Origin of the sequence: Lelliottia nimipressuralis (assembly GCF_004115925.1) — a bacterium.
GTDB classification, from domain to species: domain Bacteria; phylum Pseudomonadota; class Gammaproteobacteria; order Enterobacterales; family Enterobacteriaceae; genus Enterobacter; species Enterobacter nimipressuralis.
The window spans coordinates 134,832-147,537 of sequence record NZ_SDDX01000020.1 but is presented as its reverse complement, the minus strand read 5'-3'; the positions used below and the strand labels follow the sequence as shown (position 1 = coordinate 147,537).

The following is a 12,706-nucleotide window of genomic DNA, read 5'->3' as shown; positions in this document are numbered from 1 at the left end:
CCCGTGGGATTGCCGCCGATGTCCGTTAACGCCGTAGAGTCTCAAGATGCGCAACCGATTGCGCACGCTCAACATAATAGTGAACTCATCTACCGTCTTGAAGATCGCCCACCGCTGGCGCAAACGCTGTTCGCCGCGTGTCAGCACCTGCTGGCGATGTTCGTGGCCGTTATCACACCTGCCCTGCTGATTTGCCAGGCGCTCGGCTTACCGGCTCAGGACACGCAGCACATCATCAGCATGTCGCTGTTTGCATCCGGCGTGGCGTCTATTATCCAGATTAAAGCCTGGGGTCCGGTCGGTTCAGGGTTGCTGTCGATTCAGGGCACCAGCTTTAACTTTGTTGCCCCGCTGATTATGGGTGGCACTGCGCTGAAAACCGGCGGGGCCGATGTCCCGACGATGATGGCTGCGCTTTTCGGCACCCTGATGCTGGCCAGCTGCACGGAAATGGTCATCTCCCGCGTGCTGCATCTGGCGCGCCGCGTCATTACCCCGCTGGTTTCCGGCGTGGTGGTGATGATTATCGGTCTGTCGCTGATTCAGGTGGGCCTAACCTCTATCGGCGGCGGGTATGCGGCGATGAGTGACCACACTTTCGGCGCACCGAAAAACCTGCTGCTGGCGGGCGTAGTGCTGGCGATTATTATTTTGCTCAACCGTCAGCGTAACCCGTACCTGCGCGTCGCCTCGCTGGTGATTGCCATGGCGACCGGTTATCTGGTGGCGTGGGCGATGGGCATGCTGCCGGAGAACACCGCACCGACTAACAGCGCGCTGATTATGGTGCCGACACCGCTCTATTACGGCCTCGGCATTGACTGGAGCCTGCTCCTGCCGCTGATGCTGGTGTTCATGATCACCTCGCTGGAAACCATCGGCGACATCACCGCAACGTCTGACGTCTCCGAACAGCCGGTCTCTGGCCCGCTGTACATGAAACGCCTGAAAGGCGGCGTGCTGGCGAACGGTCTGAACTCGTTTGTCTCTGCCGTGTTCAACACCTTCCCGAACTCCTGCTTTGGCCAGAACAATGGCGTGATCCAGCTGACCGGCGTCGCCAGCCGCTACGTGGGCTTTGTCGTGGCGCTGATGCTGATCGTGCTCGGCCTGTTCCCGGCGGTGAGTGGCTTTGTGCAGCACATTCCGGAACCGGTTCTGGGCGGCGCAACGCTTGTGATGTTCGGTACGATTGCGGCCTCTGGTGTGCGCATCGTATCGCGTGAGCCGCTGAACCGTCGTGCCATCATGATTATCGCGCTGTCCCTGGCCGTCGGTCTGGGTGTTTCCCAGCAGCCGCTGATCCTGCAGTTCGCCCCTGACTGGGTGAAAAACCTACTCTCCTCCGGCATCGCCGCAGGGGGTATCACGGCGATTGTGCTGAACCTCGTCTTCCCGCCAGAAAAGAACTGATCCCCCGTCACGGCAGGCATCACGCCTGCCGTGAAACCGAATTACACCATTCCTGCCTTGAGGATTGCGCATAAATCGTGCATAACTCCCTTATGTGCGTTTGATGGGATGGAAGACCATGAAATTTATTGGAAAGCTGCTGATCTGGATTTTGATTGCGGTGCTGCTCGCAATCCTGGCACTTTATATCCTCGTGCAGACCCGCTGGGGCGCGGCTCAGGTGAGCAGCTGGATTACGGTTAACACCGACTACGAACTCAATTTCGACCTGATGGATCACCGTTTTTCTTCCCCGTCGCACATCATTCTGGAAAATGTCACCTTTGGCCGCGATGGCAAACCCGCCACCCTGGTGGCGAAAAAAGTGGATATTGGTCTGAGCAGCCGACAGCTCACCGATCCGCTGCACATGGATACCATCACCCTTCACGACGGGACGCTTAACCTCTCCCCGCAAACCGCGCCGCTTCCGTTCCAGGCCGACCGCCTGCAGCTGAACAATATGGCGTTCAACAGCCCGAATATGGAATGGGATCTGAGCGCGCAAAAAGTAACAGGTGGCGTCAGCCCCTGGCAGCCGGAAGCGGGCAGCGTGCTGGGCAAAAAAGCGCAAATTCAGATGAGCGCCGGATCGCTGACGCTCAACGGCGTGCCCACCAGCAATGTGCTGATTCAGGGCGAGCTGAACGGTAAAGAAGTGGTGCTGAGCACCATCGGCGCAGATATGGCGCGCGGCTCGCTGACCGGTACTGCGCGGCGCAATGCCGACGGCGGCTGGGTCATCGACACCATGCGCCTGAACGACATTCGTCTGCAAAGCGACAAATCATTGCTGGATTTCTTTGCGCCGATCACCACCCTGCCGTCGCTGCAGATTGGCCGCCTGGAGGTCACCGATGCCCGCCTGCAAGGGCCGGACTGGGCCGTAACCGATCTCGATTTAAGCCTGCGCAATCTGACCCTCAGCCAGGGCGACTGGCAAAGCCAGGACGGACGTTTATCGATGAATGCCAGCGAGTTTATCTACGGCTCGCTGCATCTTTTTGATCCTATTCTGAATGCAGAGTTTGCACCGCAGGGCGTGGCGCTGCGCCAGTTCACCTCCCGCTGGGAAGGCGGTATGGTGCGCACCTCCGGCAACTGGCTACGCAACGGTAAAGCGCTGGTACTGGACGATGTCGCGGTGGCCGGTCTGGAATACACCCTGCCACCGAACTGGAAAACCCTGTGGATGGAGCAGCTCCCGGAATGGCTCCACGGCGTGACCCTGATAAAATTCGGCCTGAGTCGCAACCTGGTGATCGATATCGATCCCGCCTTCCCGTGGCAGATCACCTCTCTCGACGGATATGGTGCCAACCTCCAGCTGGCGAAAGATCGTCAGTGGGGCGTGTGGGGCGGCAATGCGACCCTGAACGGTGCCGCTGCCACCTTTAATCGCGTGGACGTGCGCCGTCCGTCACTGGCGCTGGCGGCCAACGCGTCGACGGTGAATATCACGGAACTGAGCGCCTTCACCGAGAAGGGCATTCTTGAAGCCACGGCGACCATATCACAGTTACCGCAGCGCCAGACCACGGTTAGCCTGAAGGGGCGCGGCGTGCCGGTGAATGTGTTGCAACAGTGGGGCTGGCCTGCACTGCCAATTAACGGCGACGGCAATATCCAGCTGACCGCCAGCGGCAGCGTGCAGGACAAAGCGCCGCTGAAACCGTCGGTAAATGGGAAGTTGAACGCGGTGAATATGGATAAACAACAAGTACAGCAGACGATGGCGGGTGGCCAGGTATCGACAAGCCCTGCGGTCGCGCCATCTGTAACACCCCAGCCCTGAAATGTTAATGGCATAAAAAAGCCGGGCGGCGGCTACGCTTAACCCGGCCTGCAAACCAAAGCTAACACCGTAGGCCCGGTAAGCGTAGCGCCGCCGGGCCATTTCAGGCACATCACTTCAGGTGAATCACCACTTCACTCCCCTGCGCTTTGACCACCACCCCCCATTCGCTACCGGCATGGGAACCGCCTTTGACACCCGCGATCTGCTGCACATTGCGCAAACAGACTGACCAGTCCTGCGCGTTTCCTTCGCCTTTTAAGGTCACCGTATCGCCCTGGCGAGAAGCCGTCAGCGTAAACACGACCGAGCCGTCTGCCGCCGGGACTTCGCTTACCGCCGAGCAACCGTCTGCCAGGCTAAACAGCTGGAATGCCGTGCCTTCGTTCCACGCGTAATCCGGTTTCTGGCTGTTGTTGCCGAGCGCCAGCAGGGTGTTCTCGCGCACATACACCGGCAGACTCTGGAAGTCGTGCTGCTGTTTATGCCAGCGGCTGCCCTGCACTTCGTCGTTATGCCACAGGTGTGTCCAGCGACCTTCCGGCAGATAGAACTGCACGTCACCCGCTTCGCTAAACACCGGTGCCACCATCATCGCGTCGCCGAGCATGTACTGACGGTCCAGATAATCACACGCCGGATCGTCCGGGAATTCGAGCATCATCGCGCGCAACATCGGTGTGCCGACCTCGCGGGCCAGCGCCGCCTGGCGATACAGATACGGCATCATCCGGCATTTCAGCTGGGTGAAGTGGCGCACTACATCGCAGGACTCATCATCGTACGCCCACGGCACACGGTAGGATTTGCTGCCGTGCAGGCGGCTATGGCTGGAGAACAGTCCGAACGCGCACCAGCGTTTGTACACATGGGCAGGCGCGGTATTCTCGAACCCGCCGATATCGTGGCTCCAGAATCCAAAGCCCGACAGACCAATCGACAGCCCACCGCGCAGGCTTTCCGCCATGGATTCGTAATTGGCGTAACAGTCGCCGCCCCAGTGAACCGGGAACTTCTGCGCACCGACGGACGCGGAGCGCGCAAACAGCACCGCCTCCTCTTCGCCAACGGTCTCTTTCAGCACGTCCCACACCAGCTCGTTATAGATATAGGCGTAGTGGTTGTGCATCTTCTGCGGATCGGACCCGTCATGCCACACCACGTCAGTTGGGATGCGCTCGCCGAAGTCGGTCTTGAAGCAGTCCACGCCGATATCGACCAGCCCTTTCAGCTTATCGGCGTACCACTGGCAGGCTTCTGGATTGGTAAAGTCATAAATTGCCAGCCCCGGCTGCCACTTATCCCACTGCCATACGGAGCCATCCGCGCGCTTGAGCAGATAGCCTTTCTCTTTCAGCTCCTTGAATACCGGCGATTTCTGGCCGATATACGGGTTGATCCACACGCAGACTTTCAGCCCTTTGTCCTTGAGGCGGCGAATCATCCCTTCCGGGTCCGGGAAAGTCACCGGGTCCCATTCAAAATCACACCACTGGAAGGCTTTCATCCAGAAGCAGTCGAAGTGGAAGACGTGCAGCGGCAGATCGCGCTCGGCCATACCGTCGATAAAGCTGTTCACCGTCGCTTCGTCGTAGTTAGTGGTGAATGAGGTGGTGAGCCACAGGCCGAACGACCATGCAGGCGGCAGCGCCGGGCGACCGGTGAACTGGGTATAGCGGTTGAGCACCTCTTTCGGCGTCGGGCCGTCGATAACGAAATATTCCAGATACTCGCCCGCCACGCTGAACTGCACTTTGGAGACTTTCTCCGAGCCAACTTCAAACGACACATTTTCCGGATGATTCACCAGCACGCCGTAACCACGGTTTGTCAGGTAGAACGGAATATTTTTGTAGGACTGCTCGGTGCTGGTGCCGCCGTCACGGTTCCAGGTTTCGACCGTCTGGCCGTTACGCACCAGCGCGGTAAAGCGCTCGCCGAGGCCATACACCGCTTCGCCGACGCCTAAATCCAGGCGCTCGAACATGTAGTTGCTGTCGGTATTGCCATCCTGCACGTAGCCGTTATTTTTCAGCTGACTGCCGGTGATACGCTGGCCGTCACGCAGGAAATCCAGCGCCCAGAACTCCCCTTTGGTAACGCGCACGCTAAGATTGCCGCTTTTCAGCTCGGCAAATTCCGCCGTGTTTTCAATCTGTACTTTCACGGCTTTCAGAACGTTCAGCGGATAGTGCGGGCCGTTGTCCAGCGGGCCCTGGAAATGCTCGATGCGCACACCGACAATGCCTTCCTGCGGCGAGAACAGGCGAACCGTAAACATCAATGTGTCGAGCTGCCAGGTGCGTTCACGCACGTCGCGCGGCGCAACGTACACCACCAGGTCGTTGCCCTGCTGCTCCACGTCGAACACCTGCACCGGGTACGTCACGTTCAGGCCCGGTTGAATTAGCCAGTTTCCGTCACTGATTTTCATACTTTTATCCTCTTAGTTCTGCATTTCTTTGCTGACCGGCAGGGTTTCAAACTCCTGCTGGTTGCGGCGCGCGCCTTGCGCCAGCTCGCCCATAATTTTGGTCAGGAACGGGGTTTTCAGCGTGTAATAGCGTTTGGCGACGATGGCACTCAGCACATAGCAGGCCGCCGGGGCCAGGGTGAACAGGCCAATAATGATGTTGATGGTGGTGCCGTTCTGAGTTTTGGCTGCGGCATCGTAGCCACCGCCGGCCAGCATCCAGCCGATCAGCGCGCCGCCCAGCGCCAGGCCCAGTTTCAGCACAAACAGCGTGCCCGCAAAGCTGATCCCTGTCAGGCGTTTGCCGTTGGTCCATTCGCCGTAATCAACGGTATCGGACATCATCACCCACTGGATTGGCGTCACCAGCTGGTGCAGCACGCCAATCACGAAGATAAAGCTGAACATCATTAGCGTGGCATGCATCGGCACGAAGAACATCGCCACGCTCGCTACCGCCAGCAGGGCGTTGGTCCACCAGAAGATACTGACTTTGCATTTCCAGTCGGTGAGGGGTTTGGCGAGCGCGGAGCCAATCAGGTTGCCGACGCAGTAGGTGGTGAGGAACGCGACGAACACTTCCGGCGTGCCCATGATCCAGGTGCAGTAGTACATCATCGCGCCGCCGCGCACGCAGACGGCGAGGATGTTGAGAATGGTGAGCACGCCGACGATGCGCCACTGGTCGTTTTGCCAGATATCGCGCAGATCTTCACGCATGGAGGTGGTGCTTGGCGGCACCTGGATGCGCTCTTTGGTGGTGAAGAAGCAGAACGCCAGCATCAGAAACGCGACCACCGACAGCACAGCGATCCCCCCCTGGAAGCCAAAGGCTTTGTCTTCGCCGCCAATCAGATTCACCAGCGGCATCATCAGCACCGTGGAGAGCATGCCGCCCGCTGTCGCCAGCACAAAGCGCCAGGATTGCAGGGAGATGCGCTGCGTCGGGTCATTAGTAATGACGCCACCGAGGGCGCAGTAAGGGATATTCACTACGGTATAGAGCAGGGTCAGCAGCGTGTACGTGATGGCGGCATAAACCATTTTACCGTTCAGGCTAAGATCCGGCGTGGTGTACGCGAGCACGCAGACGATGCCAAACGGGATTGCACCGAACAAAATCCACGGACGAAATTTCCCCCAGCGGCTGCGGGTGCGGTCGGCGAGCAGCCCCATGCACGGGTCGGAAATCGCATCCAGCGCACGCGCCAGCAGGAACATGGTGCCGACAAATCCGGCGGGGATACCGAAAATATCGGTATAGAAAAACATCATATACAACATGACGTTATCAAAAATGATGTGGCTGGCGGCATCTCCCATGCCATAGCCAATCTTTTCCTTCACAGACAATATTTCGCTCATTATCTTTATCCTTGACGCTGTAGGGGCGCTGAGACCGGTTTCAGATGTTGTAAACCATCGCAGGGAGAGCGGATATTCTGTTTTCTGGTTAGCTGGTTACGATTCTTCTCTTTTGTGATCGCCGTAGAAATTGGAGAAAAAACCTAACCTCAGGATTTTCTTAAGATTTAAGTAAGAGGGGTTAATGCAGGTCAAAGCAGGGATGAAAAAACTCTGCGAAATGATGTGGTAAATGCCTGAAAGTAGCTATAATGCGCACCGCCTCCATGTAGCAATCGAGGCGCGGAAGATCGTCATCTCCGGTGAGGTGGCTGGATTTCAAATCCAGTTGGGGACGCCAGCGTTCCCGGGCAGGTTCGACTCCTGTGATCTTCCGCCAACTAGCCTCTCCTGAACCCCCTCTAAGTCAATAAAATCCCTGTAATACCTGATAAAACAAGAGAAATAACCCCACCATTGTCGCCTGAAGGTAATCGGCATCAAGTCCTTTTTGGGGGTACATTAGGGGGTGTTATTTTTCTTTAAAATATCAGCACCCCCATAATGGTGAAAATGTGATGTATAACAACAGGTTTTAAAGACATCTTTGTTATATAAGGGGTACATGGGGGTATCAGGTTAGTCATTAGCGGAAGTCCCCTGGAGGATGGATTCATCAAAAGCCGGAGGATGTCATGGCGCTAACCGATGTAAAAGTGAAAACCGCAAAGCCAAAAGAAAAGCCCTATAAGCTGACCGATGGCGGTGGCATGTATCTGCTTATTAACGCTAATGGTTCCAAATACTGGCGTATGAAGTACCGCTTTGCCGGTAAAGAAAAGATGCTATCTATTGGCGTATACCCTGATGTTTCCCTGGCTGACGCACGCGAAAAGCGCAGTGAGGCCAGAAAAATACTCTCCGCTGGAGGCGATCCAGGTGAAGTAAAGAAAGAAGAAAAAATCGCCCAGCAAATGAGCCACAAGAATACATTCGAGGCCATTGCCCGCGAATGGCATCAGACGAAAGCCGATCGCTGGTCATTACGCTACCGCGATGAAATCATCGACACCTTCGAGAAAGATATCTTCCCTCATACGGGAAGACGCCCTATCGTCGATATTAAGCCGATGGACTGGCTTGAGATTCTTCGTCGCCTTGAAAAGCGCGGCGCTTTAGAGAAAATGCGCAAAGTCCGCCAGCGTTGTAATGAAGTCTACCGTTACGCTATCGTTACCGGGAGAGCTGAATATAACCCCGTGTCAGATCTTGCTACAGCTCTGGCTACCCCTAAGAAAACACATTTCCCGTTCCTCACAGTCGAAGAGTTACCACACTTCCTTAAAGATCTGGCCGGATACACCGGTAGTGTTATCACCAAAACCGCCACGCAGATCATTATGTTAACCGGCGTTCGTACACAAGAGTTGCGTTTCGCTCGCTGGGAAGATATCGATTTTGAGAAGAAATTATGGGAGATCCCGGCAGAAGTGATGAAGATGAAACGGCCTCATATTGTGCCGCTGTCGGATCAGGTTGTTGCACTGTTTAAGCAACTTGAACCGATCTCAAGGCATCACCCGCTGGTTTTTATCGGCAGGAACGATCCTCGCAAGCCGATCAGCAAGGAAAGCGTTAATCAGGTTATTGAGTTATTGGGGTATAAAGGCAGGCTGACAGGGCATGGTTTCCGCCACACGATGAGTACCATTCTGCATGAGCAAGGATTTAACTCAGCGTGGATTGAAACGCAGCTTGCTCACGTCGATAAGAACGCGATTCGTGGGACGTATAACCATGCTCAGTATCTGGATGGACGTCGGGAAATGATGCAGTGGTATGCGGATTATATTGGTGAGCTGGGGAAAGGTGGGAGTTGGGAGTGTGGTAGAGGGGACATTTAGGAAGACGGCATAAATTAATAAATAGCCATCCAGCGGTAAAGATGGCTATTTATTTAAAGTTTCATGACGCTTTGTTTTCAAAAAGCTCTGAATTGCTGGCATAAGGTACTTTACCGGAAGGCACCACCTTTGCGGCAGCAATCAAATGCACATCCTGGTCATCAAAGAAAATATGCGGTTTAAACGCTTTTAATACTTTTGTTTTCTCTACCCCGCCAAGAAAAAAAGCTTCATCGACATACACCCCCCAGCTTCTCAGCGTTTTAATGACACGCATTTCCGAAGGGCTATTTCGGGCTGTCACCAGTGCAATACGAACAGGAGAATACTCAACGCGGGTCGGCAATCGTTCCTGAAGCTTGGCTATTTTTTTTAGCAAAGTGGCATAGGGCCCTTCAGCCATCGGGATATCTTGCTGCGCATCCTCCAGGGCGTGAAAAGCGGCCATCCCTTGAGTTTTATAAACTAACTCACTTTCATCAGAGAAAAGCACGGCATCACCGTCAAAAGCAATCCGCACTTGCCCTTCCGGGATATCAGATGCTTTAGAAGGCGGATCTTTCAGGATTGCAGCGGCGCAGAATCGGGAATCAATCACCTTTTGCGCATCTTCAACGTTAGTTGTTAAAAACAGATCCACATCAAAGGCATCAAGGTAATCGGCAACGGTTTCGCCTGCGGTAAAAGCTGAACGTGTAATATCGAGTTTGTCATGGCGAATGGTATTTAGAACACGGATACCTGTATCAGGACTGTTACGCGACATAACAACGACTTCAACCAACGGTGATTGATCATCCGGTTGACGATACTGGTTCAGACCCAGAAGCGCTTTGACCAAGGGGTAACCTGTACCAGGCTGCAAAGGTTGGTTTTCGTGTTCCAGCATGTAGGCGCGATACTTTTCAATGGCGCTGTCAGGATCGGTTGCATACGTTTCGCGAAACATGCGGTCGGATTCGCTCATGTCAAAAAGCGCAGTTGCGCTGATGCCAATAACTAAAGTATTACTTAAATCTAAAGGCATGGTTACTATCCTAAACAGCTATCATGTAAGGGCAGTATATTCCTTCATCCTTTTATCGTAAATCATTGTTAATACTTTTATATATAGAATAATTCTCCACATTAAGTATAATTAGGTAAATGACCATTATCCAAAAAATCAAGTAGTTCTGTATTGTTTAGAATCCCTCTGTAAAAAATAGCCTCCCATCTGTTTGGAGACTGGCTTTCATGTTGACGCTTGAATCGTCGTATTATTCTTGATGCTCTATCAGGTTCAGCATCTTGACGTTCTAATGACATCGTGCGTAATAATGCCATATATTCATTTCGACAGAATTCATCAAATCTCTCTAAAAATTTAACACCATTGATGTGTCGTTTTAATAATTCATAAAACTCGTTATTACCCCCATCCTCAAGGATGGTCAGTTCGAATGTTGGAGTAGAATAAGGTTCTTCTATATTAATGCTTAAGTTAACTTGGTCAATAGGGTCAAAGTATGGATGTATGTAAATCTTGTTTCTATTATCATCAAAATAATCGGAGCTTTTATTTTGCTGACATTCATTACACATTGGTGTTAGGTTGGCAATAATTATAGCTAGTTCGGGATATATAGTTTTGGGCAGGTAATGGTCTAATGTTGTCGGCTTTCCAGGTTCTCCGCAACATGGGCAAAATAACAGGTTATGCCCTCGTCTTAACTCTTCAAGAATATCGTAAGGTGTTTTCCCCTCATCAGGAGAGTATAAATTAATAAGGGTTTGTTTTCTTTTTTCTCTTAATCTCTCTTTGGGTGAAATATGTCTATTAGCATCAGTTGTTTTTTTTTCCTCTTTTTGCACTGATTCTTCTGATAAATATAGTGACAGATCGATAGGTGTAATAAAACGCGGGTCACCATGATGTTCCAGATAGTTTTCTACATGTGACACCCAATCATTAGTTAAGCTGTTATAGAAATCTTTATACCACTCTCGTTCTGAAATGATAGTTCTAAGTACTGTAATAGAGTTATATTCAGGTAAAGGCAATTTAGCGACCATGATTTTTTCTCCCTAAGCTCATGATTTTCATGATCATTTCTTCGTTAATTTCTTCGTTCAGCATTTCAATTAATTTTTCAGGATCTTTAATATCTTGAAGCTGCATCTCAAGCCATTCATCAAAAGGCTTAGAGATCGATTTATCGCCGAAAACATAAGAAGAAATTCTCTGAACATTACCGCCAAATGTTTCAAATGGTGGGGGGACTATTTCAAGTTCGTCATCCTTGTAGCGGAATATATGTACACATTTTGACGGTACTTCACGTGTGATAGATAGGGAATGAGTAGCTAGAATAGCTTTAGAGCGAAACGGTTTAAGTAATTTTTTTAGTAGCCCAATGAATTCTATTTCAAGGTTAGGATGTAAAAATAATTCAGGTTCATCAATCACAATTAAGCTATTTTCTTTCATTGCACCGACAACATTAATAGCTATATATACAAATAATCGTTGGCCAGAACTAAGATTTACAATTTGCCCATCTTTAACAAAGATTACACCATCATTGAGTAGTATAGAATCCCTTATTAAATCTAGATGATCAGCCCATTTTACAATATTTACTGCAGGGAGATATTTTTCACCATCAATTATGACAATATCTTTCCCGAGATAAGATGAGTTATCTTCTGGAGATAATCTTAGAACACAATAATCATAGCTAATAGCAGATTTGAGTGCAGAATCGACAGAGTTGAGCTTATTTATTCTATTTTCAATGAATTGGTATTTCTTATCATCAGATATCATTTCAAGTAATGACTCACTTGAATTTAAAGCTGGTAAGTTTCGACTGATACCAATTGTCCCATTATCTCTCATTTGCCTGAAACCAAAATATTGATATGCCTTTTTATCTTGTAAATTGTCTTTTTCTAGATCTAGGCTGAACTCTTCAAAAGGGCTATAAGAAACAAGAACAAGCTTACTTATGTTAGGTCGTTCATCAAATGGAGTATGCTTATTTTTTTCAAGTAATCGTTGTTCCCCCATTCCTATTTGCAACCAATATTCGACAAGTGATTTCAGGCAATGAGATTTACCAATCCCATTCGGGCCAATAATAACATTAATATCATAAGGCAATAAAGTAGATTCAAATTTAAATGGTATCTTATTTACACCTCCTTTTTTCGTTAAAATATTTAACTGAAAGTTTCTTATTTCTGCGTGAATATTTTGGAATATCAGATAACCGTCTAGATAGGCTTTATTTGCTCCACTTTCTCGGAGTAATGACGTTTTAAAGGCATCTTGTTCTATGAGTCTGTTAGATATTTCATTATGGTAAACATTTTTGTTGAAACCTGCATCGTTCAGATCATTCAGAAGATTGACTGTTGATTCCTCACCTATTTTAGATATGAGTATTTGATAAAAATCAATATCAGATGGAAGAGCTATATAGTTAGTATTAGGAATGGGGAATATTCCATCCCATCCATCTTTACATAATTCATCTAGCTTTATTGCCGTGTTATCGACATTTTCAATTAATAATTTAATTGAAAAATCAAATGAAATAGATTGATTCTTAATGTATATTTTTGCGTTTAGAGTAGTTTTATATCCATAGTCATCCCAATTATTACTGCTCAGAGATAAAACATCACCAAGTTCTGGTTTTGCTGGTGGGATTTCTCTCCAGGATCGATCAGGTGTATAAACAATCTTCATTG

Annotated in this window: 8 protein-coding genes and 1 tRNA gene; 4 read left to right on the top strand and 5 right to left on the bottom strand. The window is 50.6% G+C overall.

Features of this window, described 5'->3' with window-relative positions:
- Positions 1–18: 18 nt before the first annotated feature.
- Positions 19–1,413, top strand: coding sequence for a nucleobase:cation symporter-2 family protein (locus ETG88_RS16680; protein ID WP_100778213.1), 1,395 nt, complete (start codon positions 19–21; stop codon positions 1,411–1,413).
- 118 nt (positions 1,414–1,531) lie between these two features.
- The gene (locus tag ETG88_RS16675; protein ID WP_129035842.1) at positions 1,532–3,247 is read left to right on the top strand and encodes an AsmA family protein; all 1,716 of its coding nucleotides are present in this window, start codon (positions 1,532–1,534) and stop codon (positions 3,245–3,247) included.
- A 112-nt stretch (positions 3,248–3,359) separates the two neighbouring features.
- On the opposite strand, the gene yicI is transcribed toward ETG88_RS16675, so the two are convergent.
- Both yicI and ETG88_RS16665 read right to left on the bottom strand, forming a co-directional pair.
- Positions 3,360–5,681, bottom strand: coding sequence for an alpha-xylosidase (gene yicI, locus ETG88_RS16670; RefSeq protein ID WP_129035841.1), 2,322 nt, complete (start codon positions 5,679–5,681; stop codon positions 3,360–3,362).
- A 12-nt stretch (positions 5,682–5,693) separates the two neighbouring features.
- Positions 5,694–7,088 carry a glycoside-pentoside-hexuronide family transporter gene (locus ETG88_RS16665; RefSeq protein WP_164971811.1) on the bottom strand — a complete coding sequence of 465 codons (1,395 nt, stop codon included), beginning with the start codon at positions 7,086–7,088 and terminating at the stop codon, positions 5,694–5,696.
- 281 nt (positions 7,089–7,369) lie between these two features.
- On the opposite strand from ETG88_RS16665, the gene ETG88_RS16660 reads away from it, so the two are divergent.
- Together ETG88_RS16660 and ETG88_RS16655 are read left to right on the top strand one after the other, a co-directional pair.
- A tRNA-Sec gene (locus ETG88_RS16660) sits at positions 7,370–7,464 on the top strand.
- 295 nt (positions 7,465–7,759) lie between these two features.
- Positions 7,760–8,968, top strand: a complete 1,209-nt coding sequence (locus ETG88_RS16655; RefSeq protein WP_129035840.1) for a tyrosine-type recombinase/integrase — start codon at positions 7,760–7,762, stop codon at positions 8,966–8,968.
- Between the two features lie 61 nt (positions 8,969–9,029).
- Here ETG88_RS16655 and ETG88_RS16650 read toward each other — a convergent pair whose 3' ends face one another.
- The 3 genes from ETG88_RS16650 to ETG88_RS16640 all read right to left on the bottom strand — a co-directional run bounded on the left by ETG88_RS16650 (position 9,030) and on the right by ETG88_RS16640 (position 12,704).
- Entirely contained in the window at positions 9,030–9,995 is a 966-nt protein-coding gene (locus ETG88_RS16650) for a 5'-nucleotidase (protein ID WP_129035839.1), read from the bottom strand.
- 101 nt (positions 9,996–10,096) lie between these two features.
- A complete protein-coding gene (locus ETG88_RS16645) occupies positions 10,097–11,023 on the bottom strand; it encodes an HNH endonuclease (protein ID WP_129035838.1) in 927 nt (308 codons plus the stop codon).
- Entirely contained in the window at positions 11,013–12,704 is a 1,692-nt protein-coding gene (locus ETG88_RS16640) for an AAA family ATPase (RefSeq protein ID WP_129035837.1), read from the bottom strand. The genes ETG88_RS16645 and ETG88_RS16640 overlap by 11 nt, the downstream gene beginning before the upstream one ends.
- Positions 12,705–12,706: the final 2 nt, after the last annotated feature.